This window comes from Amycolatopsis sp. NBC_00355 (assembly GCF_036104975.1).
GTDB lineage: Bacteria > Actinomycetota > Actinomycetes > Mycobacteriales > Pseudonocardiaceae > Amycolatopsis.
Genome location: NZ_CP107982.1, coordinates 5,751,670 through 5,767,652, shown reverse-complemented (window position 1 = coordinate 5,767,652; position 15,983 = coordinate 5,751,670). Strand labels below are relative to the sequence as shown.

The following is a 15,983-nucleotide window of genomic DNA, read 5'->3' as shown; positions in this document are numbered from 1 at the left end:
TCCAGGAGGTAACGCGGGCGTAAATGGTTGCTGACGGGCGGTTACGGGACGATGGCGGCGAAGTCGTGTCGGGAGTCACCGTTCAGTGGGTTCCGCTGCAGCTCGCGAGGCCCTAACGTCACCTGGACCCAAGTGTCAGGGCCCCGACCGGGTACGGAGGTTTGGCGATGATGCCGGAGATCGAGGACAAGGTGGAAGACGCCGTAGTACGCCTGCCCGGGATGCGCGTCGCCTATGACGGCGCCGCGTTCGACGAGTCGGCGCTGGCGGCCACGTGGACCGACCAGTTGCAGGGCTGGCTGAACCAGGCCGTCGCCGCCGGGATCGCCGAACCCAACGCGATGGTGCTCGCGACCGCGGACGCCGAAGGCCGCCCGTCGTCGCGCACCGTGCTGTGCAAGGGCCTCGACGAGCGGGGTGTCGTGTTCTACACGAACTACACCTCGTCGAAGAGCCACGACCTGACGGCGACGCGCTACGCGTCGGTGACGTTCCCCTGGTACGGGCTGCACCGCCAGGTCCACGTCCGCGGCGAGGTCGAGAAGGTCGGCGTCAAGGAGACGGCGGAGTACTGGGCGCAGCGGCCGCGCGGCTCGCAGCTCGGCGCCTGGGCGTCCCCGCAGTCCCGCGTCGTCGACGGGCGCCGCGCCCTGGAGACCGCGCTGAACGGCATCGAGCGGCGCTTCGCCGACGTCGAGCACATCCCGGCCCCGCCGCACTGGGGCGGCTGGCGGATCCGGCCGGACCTCGTCGAGTTCTGGCAGGGCCGCGAGGATCGCATGCACGACCGGCTCCGCTACATGCGCCACGAAGACGGCTGGAACATCGAGCGCGTCGCGCCGTAGTTCTCTCCTCCCGAAGGGCCCTCGCCACGGCGGGGGCCCTTCGGCGTCCGGCGACGAAAATCACGCGACCGGGGATAGTTAGCCGAGCTAAGCTCGTTGGTTGTGAGTGATCAACCGGGGACCTTGCCGCCCCGCACGGGCATCCGCGGGCTCCTCGGGCGCATCATCGTCGACACCCGGCCGTTGAAGATCCCGGCCTTCCGCCGGCTCTGGCTGTCCACTGTGGTCACCGCGGTCGGCACCCAGCTGACCGCCGTCGCCGTGCCCAAGCAGGTCTTCGACCTCACCGGCTCCTCGGCGTACGTCGGCCTCAGCGGGCTCGTCGCGCTGGTCCCGCTGCTGGTCTTCGGGCTCTGGGGCGGCGCCATCGCCGACGCCGTCGACCGGCGGAAACTCCTGTTCGTCACGAACGTCGGGGTCGCGATCACGTCCGCGCTGCTCTGGCTGCAGGCGTTCCTGAACTTCGGCTCGGTGTGGCTGGTGCTCGGCCTGCTGGCCGTCAACCAGGCGTTCTTCGCGATCAACATGCCGACGCGCGGTGCCGTCGTCGCCCGGCTCGTCCCGCCCGAACTGCTGCCGTCGGCGAACGCGCTGAGCACCACGATGTCGACGTTCGGCGCCGTGTTCGGCCCGCTGATGGCCGGCGCGCTGATCCCCGTCCTCGGCCTCTCGACGCTCTACCTGATCGATGTCATCGCCCTGACGATCACGCTCTTCGCGGTCTGGCGGCTGCCGTCGATCCCGCCGCTGAACGGGCCCTCGCGCCGCGCCGGCGTCCGCGACGTCGTCGACGGGTTCCGGTACCTGGCCGGGCAGAAGATCCTGCTGGCCTCGTTCGTCGCCGACATCATCGCGATGGTGTTCGGGATGCCGCGGGCGCTGATCCCGGAGATGGCCGAGCGCACGTTCGGCGACCCGCCCGGCGGCGGCCCCGCGCTCGGCTGGCTCTACGCCGCGCTGCCCGCGGGCGCGATGCTGATCGGGCTGTTCTCCGGCTGGCTGACGCGCATCCACCGCCAGGGCGTCGCGGTCGTCATCTCGATCTGCGCGTGGGGCGCGGCGGTCGCCGCGTTCGGGCTCGCGCACTCGCTGTGGCTCGCGGTCGTCTTCATGGCGGCGGCCGGCGCCGCGGACATGGTCAGCGCGGTCTACCGGATGGCGATCCTGCAGACCGCGACCACCGACGAGATGCGCGGCCGGCTCCAGGGGGTGTTCACCGTGGTCGTCGCCGGCGGCCCGCGGATCGCCGACCTCACCCACGGCTGGGGCGCCGCCGCGTTCGGCACCGCGGCCACGGCGACCGTCGGCGGACTGCTGGTGATCGTGCTGGTCCTGGCCGCGATGCTGGTGCTTCCGGCGTTCTGGCGGTACCGGGCGCCGACGGCGTAGGACGCCTCCGGCTACTGTGCAAAGTATGCGTATCGCAGTCGCTTTGGTCGCTTTTGCCGCTTTGACCGCCTGCTCCGCCGAGGACAAGCCGGCGCCGGCGCCCAGCTCGTCGTCGCCCGCGCCCAAGCCGAGCACGAACGCCGCCGCGGCGTCGCTCGACCCGTGCGCGCTGCTGCCGGCCGCGGCCGTGTCGAAGGCGCTGTTCCTGGACAACCTCACGGCGGTGCCGGGACCGGTGCAGGACAACGCGGCCAGCGGCGGCAAGGCCCGCACCTGCGAGTACAAGCTCGACAACAAGGCCGCGGGCGCGCTCGCGGTGACGCGGTACGACGGCCGGCAGGCGAAGCCCGCCGACATGGTCGCGTCGATCAAGAAGGCCAAGCCGGGCGCCCAGGACGTCGCCGGTTTCCCGGACGGCGCGGTCTACTACGTCGACGAGCAGAAGACGGCGACCCTCGCGTCGGCCGAGCTGGTGTCGGGGACGCCGGTGCTGATCAACTACACCGGCCCGGCGAAGATGACGCCGGATCAGATCGCGCCGCTGGTCAAGGCCGCCCTCGCGGCCAGCAACTGAGCTGTGCCGTCCGGGGCTCCGCCCCAGCCGGATCCCCGGAACCGCTGATCAGGCCCAGCCGACGAGCTGTCGCTGCCCCACGGCCGGCAGCTGCTTCAACGCGGGCCGCGTGATCGCGCCCGGCGTGGTGGGCGAATCGAACCACTCGCCCTGCGTCGTCTGGTAGAGCACGGTCGCCCGGTCCGGCGCGGCGGCCACCGTGCCGATCCGCGGCTCCGAGCGGTCGACGATCTTGGTGAGCTGCGGGGTCCCGCCGTCGACCTTCAGCCGCGCGAGCACGCCGTGCGCGTCGGTGCCGGTGACGGCGGACAGCAGCACCGTGCTCGCGTCGAGCGCGGCGACGAAATAGTAGCGCGTGCCCGCGTCGTCGTAGGTCGCGTAGACGATCACGCCCGAGGAGTCGGTCAGGTAGGCCAGGTTCCCGGCGCGCCGGACGTTCTTCCAGGTCAGCACCTTGCCCTGCGCGTCGGGCCACCAGGCCGGGACGCGCTGGTCGAGTGGCTCGTCCGGCGGCACGACGTCGGCTTCCTTGGTGTACTGGCCGAGCCGCGGGTAGTCGGTGGAGTAGACGGCCTGGCCGTTGTCGAAGTAGAGCTTGCCGCCGGTCCGGCCGAACCGCGGGTTCCGGAAGCCCGCCACGGCGCCGGCGCGTTCGTAGCGCCGGCCGCGGGTGTCGAGCTTGTAGACCTCGACGCCGCCGCCGGACTCGAGGGCGGCGTACCGCCCGTCGGGGGAGACGAGGTCGAGCTTGTCGGCGGGCCCGTCGAACCGGGACGGCGAGGTGTCGTGCCCGGGCAGCGGCAAGGTGGTCTTGACGGCCCCGGTGACGGGATCGGCGAAGACGACGTCGTCGTGGCCGGTGTCGCGCTGGAGCAGCACCACGCCGGAGAGATCGAGCGGCACCGGATCCGCCGCGGCGGCGGGGGCGGGCGGCGTGCCGCTCCCGCAGGCCGTCACCAGGAGAGCGAGCAGCACCACGCCCCACCGACTCTTCGCCGCCATCGGATCTCCCGTCGTCCGCGGCTCAGATGCGGCGGGCGATCGTCCGGTTCCCCCAGTGTCAGCGGCGGTGCCACGCGTGGTGGCAGGTGCCGCCGCAGCGGACCCGGCGCCGGTCGTCCGCGACGCCGAACAGGCTGACGAGCAGCCGGAACGCGGGCACCTGCTGGTAGTCCGGGAGCGCGCAGATCCTGCGGACCTGCAGGTCCGGCCGCCCGGCCCGCAGGAGCACCGCCGCGGTGTCGCCGGTCTTGATCCCGGCGCGGGCGATCGCTTCGTCGCGGTCTTCTTCGGCCGCCCTCGCCTGACCGGCGTAGAAGGCCAGTTCGTCCAGGATCACCCGGCGCTGCGCCGGGTCCTGCCGCGCGAACCAGCGGGTCCCGTCGTCGAGTGACCGGATGCCCCGGGCCGGCTCGTTCAGCCGCGCCGAGTGCTCGCCGACGATCATCGGCGCAGGGCCGCCAGCTCCACCGGGCTGTGGGCGGAGAACACCGTCACCTCGTCCTGATGCTCCTTCACCAGCTCCTGCAGCCGGGCCAGGTTGTCCAGGCGGGCCTGGCGTTTCGTCTGGACGATGTTCTGGAACGCCGTCATGCCCGGCGGGCAGTGCGGGGCGACCGGGTCGAGCTGGCCGTGGAAGAAGTACGCGTCGCCCGCGTGCAGGAGCCAGCCGTCACCGGTGTCGATCGCGACGCCGCTGTGGCCGAGCGTGTGGCCCGTCAGCGGGACCAGCAGGATCTCCTCCGGCAGGCCCTTCAACGACCGGACCGCGTCGAAGCCGAACCAGGGCTCGCCCGTCTCGTCGTAGGTGCTCCACAGTGGACGGTGGGCGAACTGGGCCGCGCGGTAACGGTTCTTCTCCGCCGCGTTCGACGGGGCCGTCGCCGCGCGCTGCTCCTCGGTGCGGACGTGCACCACCGCGTTCGGGAAGTCCGCCAGCCCGCCGGCGTGGTCGACGTCGAGGTGGGTCGGCACGATGTGGCGGACGTCGGCCGGGTCGAGGCCGAGCGCCTCGATCTGCGCGACCGCCGTCTCGGCCGCCTCGAGCCGGGCGCCGACCATCGCCATGAACGGCCGGCCCAGCCACTTGCCCGGCTGGGCGACACCCTGGGTGCCGAACCCGGTGTCGACCAGCACCAGGCCGTCGCCGGTCTCGATCAGCAGGCAGTGGGCGACGAGCTCCGCCCGCCGCAGCAGCCCGGGCTCGCCGTCGAGCAGCTTGCCGCCCGCCGGGCGCATCGTGCCGCAGTTGAAGTGGTGCACCTTCATACGCTGCTCCTGGTGCTCAGCCGGAGGAACTGGGTCTCGTCGTGCGCGGCGAAGACGCTCACCTCGTCGCCGTGCTCCTGAACAAGCTGTCGCAGGCGGGCGTGATTGTCCAGCCGGGCGCCCTTGACTGTCTCCATCCGGCCCTCGAACCACCGCAGGCCCGGCGGGCAGTGCGGCGCGGCCGGGTCGACCTGGCCGTGGAAGAAGTACGAGTCGCCCGCGTTGAGCAGCCAGCCGCTGCCGGTGTCGACGGCGACCCCGGCGTGGCCGCGGGTGTGCCCGCCGAGCGGGATCAGCAGGATCTCCTCGGGCAGGCCGGTCAGCTGCCGGACGGCGTCGAAGCCGAACCACGGGTCACCGGTGTCCGGATAGGACGTCCATTGTGGACCGTGACTGAACTGGATCTTCCGGTACCGCCCGCGTTCGGCGGCGTCACGCGGTGACTGCAGGGCCCGCAGCTCCTCGGCGTAGACGTGCACCCGCGCCCACGGGAAGTCGATGAGCCCGCCCGCGTGGTCGAGGTCCAGGTGGGTCAGCACGATGTCCCGGACGTCCGCTGGGTCGTGACCCAGTGCCCGGATCTGCGCGATCGCGGGCAACGCCGGATCCGCGACCGGGTTCGACTGCCGGACGAACCCGGCGCCCAGCCAGGCCTCGCGGTCGACGGCGGCCGGCGTGCCGGTGCCGGTCTCGACCAGCACCAGCCCGGTGGCCGTCTCCAGGAGCAGGCAGTGGCAGACCATGGTGGCGCGGCGGAACAGGCCCGGCCGGCCGTCGACCAGCCGGCCGCCGAGCGGGCGCATGGTCCCGCAGTTCAGGTGGTGGACGCGCATCAGGAGAACTCCCGTTCGAGGGTGGCGTGCAGGTGGGCGGCGACGGCCCGCAGCGGGGCGACGTCGCGGCGGGTGCGGGCCAGCAGCAACCCGCCTTCGACGGCGGCGAGCACGATGGTGCCCAGCTCGTCGGCGCGATCCGCGGGAAGTCCTTGCGTGGCAAGGTATCCGGTGAGGATATCGTGCCAGTCCGCGTAGCCGTCCGCGCACGCCTCCCGGATCGGTTCGCTCTCGGCGGCGGCGTCCAACGCGACTGTCGCGAGTGGACAGCCGCGCTGGAAGTCCGACTCCGTCAGGAAGTTCGCGAGCGCGTCGACGACCCGGTCGATCGCGGTCGCGACGTCCGGGGCGCCGGCCACGACCGCGCGGAGCAGCTCGCCCGTGCGTTCGCTCGACAGCCGGACGGCTTCGGCGGCCAGTTGTTCCTTGCCGCCGGGGAAGTGGAAGTAGAGCGACCCCTTCGGCGCGCCCCCGGCCGTCGTCAGCTGGGTGAGGCCGGTGGCGTGGTAGCCCTGCGAGTGGAACAGGTCGGCGGCGGTGTCGAGCATCCGCTGCCGCGTGTCGGTGCGGCGAACCATGGAAGGGACCGTAACGCAAACTATGACGACCGGTCTAGTGAGTAACGCTGAAAAGCCGGGCTGCGGCCATCCGGGTGAGCCTGCTGGTCTGACCGAGCGACAGCGCGCACTATCACTAAGCGTGAGCGAATCCGAGTTCGTGGCACCGCCGGGTGGTGTTCGCCGAGAGCTGCCCCGCGCCGCCGCCCGCTCGCGGCGGCGCGTCACCGTGACGCTGGTGCTGCGTCGGCGTTCGTCAATCCCTGACCAGCTCAGTGCAGGTCCGGACACTCTCGGACGAGAGCTGTTCGCCGAGCGGTACGGCGCCGATCCGGTCGACGTCGAGATCGTCCGCACGGCCATGGAAAAGCTCGGGCTGGAGGTCGGGGGCAGCGATCTCGGTACACGGAGCGTAGTCGTCTCGGCTCAGGTCAGGACCCTCGTCCGGGTGCTCGGGACCCGGCTGTGGATCCCCGCCGAACTCGACGGGATCGTCCTCGCGGTGCTCGGTTTCGACGACGGGCCCGGCGAGCTCCTGGCCGCCCTGGCCGCGGCGGTGCACGCCGAGCCGACGCCGCCGGTGCTCGACGTCGGCGTCGCGGACGAGGACTGGACCGAGCAGGAACGTGCCGTGCTGGCCGAGCTGCTGGCGGACGCGGCGGCGTTGGGCATCAAGGTCGTCCCGCCGCGTCGGTAAGGTCGTCCGCATGGGCAACCCGACCGGTCAGCAGTTCGAGATCACCCGCGGCAACGCGCGCGCCGTCGTCACCGAGATCGGTGCGGGCCTGCGCGCGTTCGAAGTCGGCGGAGTGCCGTACGTCGAGGAGTTCGCCGAAGACGCGAAGCCGCCGAAGGGCGCCGGACAGGTGCTGCTGCCCTGGCCGAACCGGACCAAGGCCGGCTTGTGGACGTTCCAGGGGGAGCCGCAGCAGCTCGAGATCACCGAGGAGGCGCGCGGCAACGCCATCCACGGCCTGACCCGCCACCTCGAGTGGGAGCTGCTGGAGCACGCCGAGTCGTCGATCACCCTGGCCGTCGACGTCGAGGTGCAGCCGGGCTGGCCGGTGCCGCTGCGCGCGACGATCACCTACGACCTCGCGCCGCGCGAGCTGACGATCACCCACGAAATCCGCAACGAGGGCGAGCAGCCGATCGGCGTCGGCGTCGGCACGCACCCGTACTTCCGGATCGGCGACGTCCCGACCGACGAGCTGACCCTCACCCTGCCCGCGAGCCGCGTCCGGCCCTACCTCGGCGACGAGCAGATGCCGTACGCGCCGGAGCAGGACGTCGAGGGCACCGAATTCGACTTCCGCGGCGGCCGCGTCCTCGCGGGCGTCGACCTGGACACGGCGTTCGGCGGGCTGGCCGCGGCCGACGACGGCCTGCACCACTTCGTCCTCGCCCACGGCGAGCAGGAGCTGCTGGTCTGGACCGGCCCGGACTTCCGCTGGGCGCAGGTGTTCACCCCGGACGACCTGGTCGGGCGCGGCCGCGCGGTAGCGATCGAGCCGATGACCTGCCCGGCCGACGCGCTCAACACGGGCACGGACCTGGTCGAGCTGGAGCCGGCGACGTCGTGGTCCGGCAGCTGGGGCATCCGCGTCAAGTGAAGCCGCTTCGCCTGGGCGTTGCCGACGCGGGCGAAGTGCTGACGCTGCAACGCGCGGCGTACGTCACCGAAGCCCGCGCGCACGACGACTTCGACCTGCCGCCGCTGCTGGAGACCTTCGCCGAAGCGCAAGCGGCGTTGGCGTCGTGCCTTTCGTGGGGCATCCGGGAGAACGGCCGGCTGCTCGCGTCGGTGCGCCTGGCGGTGACCGGGCACGTCGGCGTGGTGACCCGGCTGGTCGTCGCGCCCGACCGGCAGGGCGCGGGCCTGGGCGGCGGGCTGTTGCTCGCTGCCGAGGCGGCGGCCCCGCCCGAGGTGACGGTGTTCCGGTTGTTCACCGGGTCGAAGAGCGTCGGGCCGCTGGGGTTGTACGCGAAGCACGGCTACCGCGAGACGCACCGGACACCGGAGAACAACCACGAACTGGTGCACCTGGAGAAGGTGCGGGTTCCGTAGGCTGCTCCGGTGCAGACGGTCTCGTTCTGGCAGGCCTGGGGGCTGTGGTTCGACGGCCAGTCCGTGGCGGGCTTCCGGCTGTGGGGTCTGCCGGTGCTGTGGTGGGGCCGGTTCGGCAAGCTCGGTCAGTTCACCGGCGGCCTGGCGGCGATCATCGACATCGTGGGCGTCGCCCGGATCACGGGGTGGGGCGAGCGGCTGCGGGCGAGGCCGATCGCGGCGCAGCGGCAGACGCTCGCCGAAACCCGGCGCCGCAGCCGCGCGATCTACCGCGCCGCCTACCGCGACCTGCTGGCCGACTTCGTCCGGTCGAAGCAGATGAAGGAGCGGCGCATCGAAGGGCGGCCCGGCGAGCCGAAGCGCGAGCCACTCGACGCGGAGACCCGCCGGGTGAAGCGCATTCTGGTCACCTTCGTGGTCATCTGGTCGGCCCTGCTGCTCGCGCTGCTCTTCTGGGCCCGCTCGACGTGGGACGGCCGGTCGATCGATCCGGACCTGCCCTGGTACTGGTGGGTGCCGATCCTGCTCGTCGTCCTGACGCTCCCGTTTTCGCTGTGGGCCCTCTTCGCCGGGATCTCAGTCGGCTTGAATCTGCTGGCCCGGGCGTTCCCCCTGGTCGTTTACGGCCTGTTCGTCTGGCCGCCGCTCGTCCTCCTGCGCGGCCCGCAGCCCGATCGGTCGCTGCGCGTCATCGGCGTCCTGCTGGTCGTCGTGGGTTTCGCGTTCGATCTGCTGGCGAGCTGAGCCCCGCGTCGCGGCGTCCAGGCGAGTTCGTTAGCGTGGCGAACTATGGCGAAGGCAATTGTCGGGGGCTACGTCGTCCCCATCGACGGTGATCCCATCGACAACGGCACGGTCCTGATCGACGACGGCAAGATCGTCGCGGTCGGCACGGAGGCCGACGTCGACATCCCGGAGGACGCCGAACTGGTCGACGCGGCCGGCACCTGGGTGCTGCCCGGCTTCATCGACGCCCACGCCCACCTCGGCGTCCACGAGGACGGCGAAGGCTGGGCCGGCAACGACACCAACGAGATGACCGACCCGAACGGCGCCCGGTTCCGCGCGATCGACGGCATCGACCCGTACGAGCCCGGCTTCGACGACGCGCTGGCCGGCGGCGTCACGAGCGTCGTCATCAAGCCCGGGTCGGGTAACCCGATCGGTGGCCAGACCATCGGCGTCAAGACCTGGGGCCGCAGCATCCTCGACATGGTCTTCGCGGAAGGCGTCAGCGTGAAGAGCGCGCTCGGCGAGAACCCGAAGCGCGTGTACGGCGACAAGAAGCAGACGCCGTCGACGCGGCTGGGCGTCGCGGCGATCCTGCGCGAAGCGTTCACGAAGGCCCGCAACTACCAGGCGAAGCGCGACCACGCGGCCGCCGAGGGCAAGCCGCACGAGGTCGACCTGACCCAGGAAGTCCTGGCCAAGGTCCTCGACGGCGAGCTGTACTGGGACCAGCACGTCCACCGCGCGGACGACATCGTGACGGCGATCCGGCTCGCCGACGAGTTCGGCTACAAGCTCGTGATCAACCACGGCACCGAAGGTCACCTGATCGCGGACCTGCTCGCCGAGCGCGACGTCCCGGTCATCCTCGGCCCGCTGTTCACCACGAAGTCCAAGGTCGAGCTGCGCAACCGCACGCTGCGCTCGGCGGGCATCCTGGCCCGCGCCGGCGTCAAGATCGCGATCACCACGGACCACCCGGTGATCCCGATCAACTTCCTGGTCTACCAGGCGGCGCTCGCGGTCAAGGACGGCCTCGACCCGCACACGGCCCTGAAGTCGCTGACCGTCAACCCGGCTGAGATGCTGGGACTGGACGGGCAGATCGGCTCGCTGAAGCCGGGCCTCGACGCGGACGTGGTGCTGTGGTCCGGCGACCCGCTGGACGTGATGAACCGCGCGCTGCGGGTCTTCGTCCGCGGCGCCGAGGTGTACCACTTCGACGAGCAGCTGGGCGAAGGCGTATCGGCGGACCGCCGGTACCGCGAGTCCCGCTGACCGTCCCTTGAGCGGGCGGACGACACGTCGGTTACCGGGCGGTTCCGGCGTGTCGTCCGCCTATTTCTTCACGACAGCAGGGCGTCGAGGTCGAGCTTGACCGGGAACGGGACGTCGGTCGCGAAGGTTCCGGTGACCGCGGCAGCGTCCTGGTAGCCGCGGCAGGCGACGAGCGAGACCGGCTCGGTGAGGTCGATGATCCAGTAGTGCGGGATCCCGGCGTCGGCGTACTCGTCGTGCTTCACCCGGTAGTCGGTGCGTCTCGAGCCCGGCGACACGATTTCGATGACCACGGCCACCTCGTCGGCGCGGATCATCGTGTGGTCCTTGTCGATACGAGGGCTGGGGCCGGGCGTCGTTATCAGCCGGCCTTCCATGAGTTCGGTATAACCAGCTGGGGTTTCCCCCAGCGCTGTGTACTCGTCGATGGTCAGCAAACGATGGGGAACTGTGGTCACGACGGTTCCTCGATCGAGCGAAGATTCATGACAGCAGGGCGTCGAGGTCGAGCTTGACCGGGAACGGGACGTCGGTCGCGAAGGTCCCGGTGACCGCGGGCGCGTCTTGGTAGCCGCGGCAGGCGACGAGCGAGACCGGCTCGCCGATGTCGATGATCCAGTAGTGCGGGATCCCGGCATCGGCGTACTCGTCGTGCTTGACGCGGTAGTCGGTGCGCCGGGAGCCCGGCGACACGATTTCGATGACCACGGCCACCTCGTCGGCGCGGATCAGGTCGCCGACGCGGGCGACCGCGGCTCGGTCGAAGACCAGCAGGTCCGGGCGGCGGGAGAAGCCGGGCTCGCCGTGCGGCGCCAGCTGCAGGTCCAGGTCGGTGCCGAGGGCGAAGGCGAGACCGCGTGGCAACTGCCGTTCGAGCTGTCCGGCCAGCCGGCACGCGGCCATGTTGTGCCTCCGGCCGGCGCCGGGCGACGGCACCACCCGGCCTTCCACCAGTTCGGTGAAACCACGGTCGGTTTCCCCGAGCGCTCGGTACTCCTCGACGGACAGCAGACGGCCGGACATGGGGTAACGGTATCTGTGCCGGCCGTGTGACAGCCTTCGCTGGACCGGGCTACACCGAGGCCTTCAGTTCGCGGGCGATGACCATCCGCTGGATCTGGTTCGTGCCTTCGAAGATCTGCGGCACCTTCGCCTCGCGCATGTACCGCTCCACCGGGAAGTCCCGTGTGTACCCGGCCCCGCCGAGGACCTGGACGGCGTCTGTCGTCACCTTCATCGCGCCGTCCGTCGCGACCAGCTTCGCGATCGAAGCCTGGCGCTGGAACGGCATCCCGCGGTCGCGTCGCCGGGCCGCGTCGAGGTACGTCGCCCGCGACGACTCGACCGTGGCCGCCATGTCGGCCAGCAGGAATTCGACGCCCTGGAAGTCGATGATCGGGCGGCCGAACTGCGAGCGGCCCTTCGCGTACTGCACCGCTTCGTCCAGCGCCGCCTGGGCCAGGCCCACCGCGCACGCCGCGATGCCCAGCCGGCCGGAGCTCAACGACGACAAGGCGATCTTCAAGCCGTGGCCCTCGTCGCCGATCAGGCGGTCCGCCGAAACCGTGGCGTCGTCGAAGATCAGCTGGGCGGTCGGGGACCCGGTGAGGCCCATCTTCCGTTCGCGCGGCGCCGCCGACAGGCCCGGTGTGGCGCCGTCGACCAGCAGGCACGAGATGCCGCGGCCGCCGTCGTCGCTCGTGCGGACCATCGTCGTGTAGAAGTCCGCGACGCCGGCGTGGGTGATCCACGCCTTGGTGCCGTTGACGACGTAGTCCGAGCCGTCGAGACGCGCGCGGGTCGTCAACGCGGCCGCGTCCGAGCCCGCCTGGGTCTCCGACAGCGCGTACGCGCCGAGCAAACCGCCTTCGAGCATGTCCGGCAGCCACCGGTCGCGCTGCTCGCCGGTGCCCCAGTTGGCCAGGCCGTAGCAGGACATCGTGTGCACCGAGAGCCCGACGCCGACCGTCATCCACGCGGCCGCGATCTCCTCCAGGACCTGCAGGTACACCTCGTACGGCACGTCGCCGCCACCCCAGCGCTCCGCGTACGGCAGCCCCAGCAGCCCGGACTTGCCGAGCAGCCGGAACTGCTCGCGCGGGAACCGCTCGGCCTCCTCGGCCTCGGCCGCGCGGGGTGCCAGCTCGTCGCGGGCGATCTCGGTCGCCAGGGCGAGCAGGTCCTCGGCGTCCGAGTCGGGCAGCAGGCGTTCGGCGGGCATCGTGGTCCTCCCGGATAACGGTACTGAAAACAGTACTGTGGGTCTGCTTAGAGTACAGTACGACAAGCCTGGGGTGGCCGGAAGACGTAGGAGATAGTGGTCCGATGGAAGCCAGTCGCCGGCCCACCGCGAGGCAGCGCGCCCTGCTCGCCGACCTCGAGGCCCTCTTCCTCGCGGAGGGGTTCGCCGCCTTCACCCTGGACGACATCGCCGCCCGCCTGCGCTGCTCGAAGTCGACGCTCTACGCGCTCGCGCCCAGCAAGGAGCAGCTCGCCGTCAAGGTCGTCGCCCAGTTCTTCCGGGGCGCCGCGGAGCGGATCGAGGAGCGGATCGCCGGGATCGACGACGCGCCGAAGCTCATCGGCGAGTACCTGGCCGGCGTCGCCGAGCACCTGAACCGCGCGTCGGCGACGTTCATGCGCGACATCGCCGAGTTCGCGCCGGCCCGCGAGACCTACCAGGTCAACAGCCGGTTCGCGGCGCAGCGGATCCGCGCGTTCATCGACAAGGGTGTCGCCGACGGCGTCTTCCGCGACGTCCACGCCCGGCTCGTCGCCGAGATGACCGGGCTGATCGTCGAAGGCATCCAGACCGGCGTGCTCGCGCAGCGGACCGAGGTGTCCGACGCCGAAGCGTTCACCGCTCTGGGTGAGCTGCTGCTCGGCGGGTTGAACAAATAGCGGACAGGAATTGTCACCCGTTCTCCCTTAAACTCGCCGGGTGATCGTCGTAGGCGGAGAAGCTCTCGTAGACCTCGTCCCGGGTGACCCCGTGGACTCCACTGTGGACGGTGGGCTGCGCGCGCTGCTGCCGCGCCTGGGCGGCGGGCCGTACAACGTCGCGCTGGCCGCGGGCCGGCTCGGCGTGCCGACGGCGTTCCTGTCGCGGGTGTCCACCGACCGCTTCGGTGAAGCGATGGTCGAGCGGCTGCACGCGTCGGACGTCGACACGTCGCTGCTGCAACGCGGGGATGAGCCGACGACGCTGGCCGTCGTCGCGCTCGACGCGAAGGGCGCCGCGCACTACACGTTCTACGTCGAGGGCACGGCGGACCGGCTCGTCGCCGACCCCGGCGCGCTGCCGGAGGAGGTCACCGCGCTCTCGCTCGGCACCCTCGGCATGGTCCTGGAGCCCGGCGCGTCGGCGTACGAAGCGATGCTGCGGCGCGAGGCCGCCCGCGGCGTGCTGACCGTGCTCGACCCGAACATCCGCGAGGCGCTGATCACCGATCCGGCCGCCTACCGCGCCCGGTTCGCGTCGTGGCTGCCGGACGTCCGGTTGCTGAAGATCTCCGACGACGACGCCGCGTGGCTCACCGAAGGCGCCGACCCGGTCGCCGCCGCGAAGACGTGGGTCGAGTCCGGTGTGGACGCCGTGGTGCTCACCCGGGGCGCCGACGGCGTCGCGGTGATCACCGCCGCAGGTGAGCTGGCCCACGTGCCGTCGCGGAAGGTGACGGTGGTCGACACCATCGGCGCCGGCGACACCGTCCAGGGCGCGCTGCTGGCCTGGCTGACCACCCACGAGGTCTCGGACCTGGCTTCTCTCGACGCGGACGCGTGGCGCGAAGCCCTCACGTTCGCGGCTAAAGCGGCCTCGATCACCGTGTCGCGCAGTGGCGCGGAGCCGCCCACGACCGCCGATATGGCATCCACCGTGTGAACCTGGTCCCAAAGCGGGTACCTGGGGCAACGTCACCGCTGCGCGGTGCGGGGTTTCTCGACTAGCGTAGAGGGGCATTCTTCATACCCCAGCGGGGCGGTGTGCAGCGAGGCGCCAGTGTTTCCTCGCGTGAACACGTGGCTACCTGTGGAACCTACAGGCGCCGCCGGCCCGTGCCCAACGTGAGAGGGACTTGCATGTCCGACGCGACGACTGCGGGGCAGTCCGGCGGCGAAACCGCGAAGCTGAGCCTTCCGAATGGTGAGCACGAGTTCAAGATCGTCCACCCGGTCGAGGGCGCGCCCGGGATCGAACTGGGGAAGCTGCTGGCGCAGACGGGGTACATCACCTACGACCCCGGGTTCGTCAACACCGGCGCCGCTTCGTCGGCGATCGCCTACATCGACGGCGACGCCGGCATCCTCCGCTACCGGGGTTACCCGATCGAGCAGCTGGCCGAGAAGTCGACCTTCGTCGAGGTCTCCTACCTGCTGATCTACGGCGAGCTGCCGACCGAGGCCCAGCTGGCCGACTTCACCGAGAAGATCCAGCGCCACACGCTGCTGCACGAAGACCTCAAGGAGTTCTTCGGCGGCTTCCCGCGGGACGCGCACCCGATGCCGGTGCTCTCCAGCGCCGTCTCCGCGCTTTCGACCTTCTACCAGGACTCGCTCGACCCGTTCGACGAACCGAACGTCGAGCTGTCCACCATCCGCCTGCTCGCCAAGGTCCCGACCCTGGCCGCGTACGCGTACAAGAAGTCCGTGGGCCAGCCGCTGCTGTACCCGGACAACTCGCTCGGCCTGGTCGAGAACTTCCTCCGCATGACGTTCGGCTTCCCGGCCGAGCCGTACGAGGTCGACCCGGACGTCGCGAAGGCGCTCGACCTGCTGTTCATCCTGCACGCCGACCACGAGCAGAACTGCTCGACCTCGACCGTGCGCCTGGTCGGCTCGTCCGAGGCGAACCTGTTCGCGTCGATCTCGGCCGGCATCAACGCGCTGTTCGGCCCGCTGCACGGCGGCGCGAACGCCGCGGTGCTCGACATGCTCGAGGGCATCAAGAACGACGGCGGCGACGTCGCCAAGTTCGTCGAGCGGGTGAAGAACAAGGAAAAGGGCGTGAAGCTGATGGGCTTCGGGCACCGGGTGTACAAGAACTACGACCCGCGCGCGAAGATCATCAAGAACACCGCCGACGAGATCCTCGGCAAGCTGAAGGGCGGCGACCAGCTGCTCGACATCGCCAAGAAGCTCGAAGAGACCGCGCTTTCGGACGACTACTTCGTTTCGCGCAAGCTGTACCCGAACGTGGACTTCTACACCGGCCTGATCTACCGGGCGCTGGGCTTCCCGACGAAGTTCTTCACGGTGCTGTTCGCGCTCGGCCGCCTGCCGGGCTGGATCGCGCACTGGCGCGAGATGATCAACGACCCGGCCACCAAGATCGGCCGCCCGCGGCAGATCTACACCGGCCACGCGTCGCGGGACTACACCCCGATGTCGGAGCGCTGAGCGTTTTAACCCGATAAGCGCCCCGTCGTGCACTGGCACGGCGGG

Annotated in this window: 19 protein-coding genes; 11 read left to right on the top strand and 8 right to left on the bottom strand. The window is 70.8% G+C overall.

Translation table 11 applies throughout. From position 1 onward, the window contains the following. The first annotated feature begins 167 nt into the window (after window positions 1-167). The 3 genes from pdxH (at window position 168) to OHS18_RS25740 (ending at window position 2,808) form a co-directional block, all read left to right on the top strand. Window positions 168-845: a pyridoxamine 5'-phosphate oxidase gene (gene pdxH / locus OHS18_RS25750; RefSeq protein WP_328448375.1), complete on the top strand. Its 678-nt coding sequence runs from the start codon at window positions 168-170 to the stop codon at window positions 843-845. A gap of 123 nt (window positions 846-968) precedes the next feature. Beyond that, window positions 969-2,234, top strand: a complete 1,266-nt coding sequence (locus OHS18_RS25745; protein WP_442875428.1) for an MFS transporter — start codon at window positions 969-971, stop codon at window positions 2,232-2,234. 25 nt (window positions 2,235-2,259) lie between these two features. Further along, entirely contained in the window at window positions 2,260-2,808 is a 549-nt protein-coding gene (locus OHS18_RS25740) for a DUF3558 family protein (protein WP_328448379.1), read from the top strand. A gap of 48 nt (window positions 2,809-2,856) precedes the next feature. Here the strand turns inward: OHS18_RS25740 and OHS18_RS25735 are convergent, their stop codons facing one another. Genes OHS18_RS25735 through OHS18_RS25715 form a run of 5 tightly spaced genes read right to left on the bottom strand, consistent with a single transcriptional unit; the run spans window position 2,857 to window position 6,487 of the window. Next, window positions 2,857-3,810, bottom strand: a complete 954-nt coding sequence (locus tag OHS18_RS25735) for a hypothetical protein (RefSeq protein WP_328612683.1) — start codon at window positions 3,808-3,810, stop codon at window positions 2,857-2,859. A gap of 58 nt (window positions 3,811-3,868) precedes the next feature. Further along, the gene (locus tag OHS18_RS25730; RefSeq protein WP_328612682.1) at window positions 3,869-4,255 is read right to left on the bottom strand and encodes a DUF5958 family protein; all 387 of its coding nucleotides are present in this window, start codon (window positions 4,253-4,255) and stop codon (window positions 3,869-3,871) included. Further along, entirely contained in the window at window positions 4,252-5,076 is an 825-nt protein-coding gene (locus OHS18_RS25725; RefSeq protein ID WP_328448380.1) for an MBL fold metallo-hydrolase, read from the bottom strand. The genes OHS18_RS25730 and OHS18_RS25725 overlap by 4 nt, the downstream gene beginning before the upstream one ends. Next, window positions 5,073-5,909 carry an MBL fold metallo-hydrolase gene (locus OHS18_RS25720; protein WP_328612681.1) on the bottom strand — a complete coding sequence of 279 codons (837 nt, stop codon included), beginning with the start codon at window positions 5,907-5,909 and terminating at the stop codon, window positions 5,073-5,075. The genes OHS18_RS25725 and OHS18_RS25720 overlap by 4 nt, the downstream gene beginning before the upstream one ends. Next, window positions 5,909-6,487 (bottom strand): TetR/AcrR family transcriptional regulator, encoded by a 579-nt coding sequence (locus tag OHS18_RS25715; RefSeq protein WP_328448383.1) that lies wholly within the window; start codon window positions 6,485-6,487, stop codon window positions 5,909-5,911. Before OHS18_RS25715 ends, OHS18_RS25720 begins: the two co-directional genes overlap by 1 nt. A gap of 121 nt (window positions 6,488-6,608) precedes the next feature. Between OHS18_RS25715 and OHS18_RS25710 the strand changes: the two genes are divergently transcribed. The 5 genes from OHS18_RS25710 to OHS18_RS25690 are packed head-to-tail and all read left to right on the top strand — an operon-like array spanning window position 6,609 to window position 10,541. Next, entirely contained in the window at window positions 6,609-7,163 is a 555-nt protein-coding gene (locus OHS18_RS25710; protein WP_328612680.1) for a hypothetical protein, read from the top strand. A 10-nt stretch (window positions 7,164-7,173) separates the two neighbouring features. Next, window positions 7,174-8,079, top strand: a complete 906-nt coding sequence (locus OHS18_RS25705; RefSeq protein ID WP_328612679.1) for an aldose 1-epimerase family protein — start codon at window positions 7,174-7,176, stop codon at window positions 8,077-8,079. Further along, window positions 8,046-8,534, top strand: coding sequence for a GNAT family N-acetyltransferase (locus tag OHS18_RS25700; RefSeq protein ID WP_328612678.1), 489 nt, complete (start codon window positions 8,046-8,048; stop codon window positions 8,532-8,534). The genes OHS18_RS25705 and OHS18_RS25700 overlap by 34 nt, the downstream gene beginning before the upstream one ends. Window positions 8,535-8,543: 9 nt before the next feature. Next, window positions 8,544-9,278, top strand: a complete 735-nt coding sequence (locus OHS18_RS25695) for a hypothetical protein (RefSeq protein ID WP_328612677.1) — start codon at window positions 8,544-8,546, stop codon at window positions 9,276-9,278. 45 nt (window positions 9,279-9,323) lie between these two features. Continuing rightward, window positions 9,324-10,541 carry an amidohydrolase gene (locus OHS18_RS25690; RefSeq protein ID WP_328448393.1) on the top strand — a complete coding sequence of 406 codons (1,218 nt, stop codon included), beginning with the start codon at window positions 9,324-9,326 and terminating at the stop codon, window positions 10,539-10,541. Window positions 10,542-10,609: 68 nt separating this feature from the next. Here OHS18_RS25690 and OHS18_RS25685 read toward each other — a convergent pair whose 3' ends face one another. The 3 genes from OHS18_RS25685 to OHS18_RS25675 are packed head-to-tail and all read right to left on the bottom strand — an operon-like array spanning window position 10,610 to window position 12,762. Then, entirely contained in the window at window positions 10,610-10,999 is a 390-nt protein-coding gene (locus OHS18_RS25685) for a Uma2 family endonuclease (protein WP_328612676.1), read from the bottom strand. 25 nt (window positions 11,000-11,024) lie between these two features. Then, the gene (locus tag OHS18_RS25680) at window positions 11,025-11,564 is read right to left on the bottom strand and encodes a Uma2 family endonuclease (protein WP_328612675.1); all 540 of its coding nucleotides are present in this window, start codon (window positions 11,562-11,564) and stop codon (window positions 11,025-11,027) included. A gap of 49 nt (window positions 11,565-11,613) precedes the next feature. Next, window positions 11,614-12,762 (bottom strand): acyl-CoA dehydrogenase family protein, encoded by a 1,149-nt coding sequence (locus OHS18_RS25675; protein WP_328612674.1) that lies wholly within the window; start codon window positions 12,760-12,762, stop codon window positions 11,614-11,616. Between the two features lie 104 nt (window positions 12,763-12,866). Here OHS18_RS25675 and OHS18_RS25670 point away from each other — a divergent pair, with 104 nt between their 5' ends. From OHS18_RS25670 to OHS18_RS25660, 3 genes are all read left to right on the top strand, one after another. Beyond that, on the top strand, window positions 12,867-13,442 hold the full coding sequence (locus OHS18_RS25670) for a TetR/AcrR family transcriptional regulator (RefSeq protein ID WP_328448399.1): 576 nt from the start codon (window positions 12,867-12,869) through the stop codon (window positions 13,440-13,442). A 40-nt stretch (window positions 13,443-13,482) separates the two neighbouring features. Further along, on the top strand, window positions 13,483-14,424 hold the full coding sequence (locus OHS18_RS25665) for a carbohydrate kinase family protein (protein WP_328612673.1): 942 nt from the start codon (window positions 13,483-13,485) through the stop codon (window positions 14,422-14,424). A 197-nt stretch (window positions 14,425-14,621) separates the two neighbouring features. Further along, on the top strand, window positions 14,622-15,938 hold the full coding sequence (locus OHS18_RS25660; protein WP_328448403.1) for a citrate synthase: 1,317 nt from the start codon (window positions 14,622-14,624) through the stop codon (window positions 15,936-15,938). The last annotated feature ends 45 nt before the right edge of the window (window positions 15,939-15,983 follow it).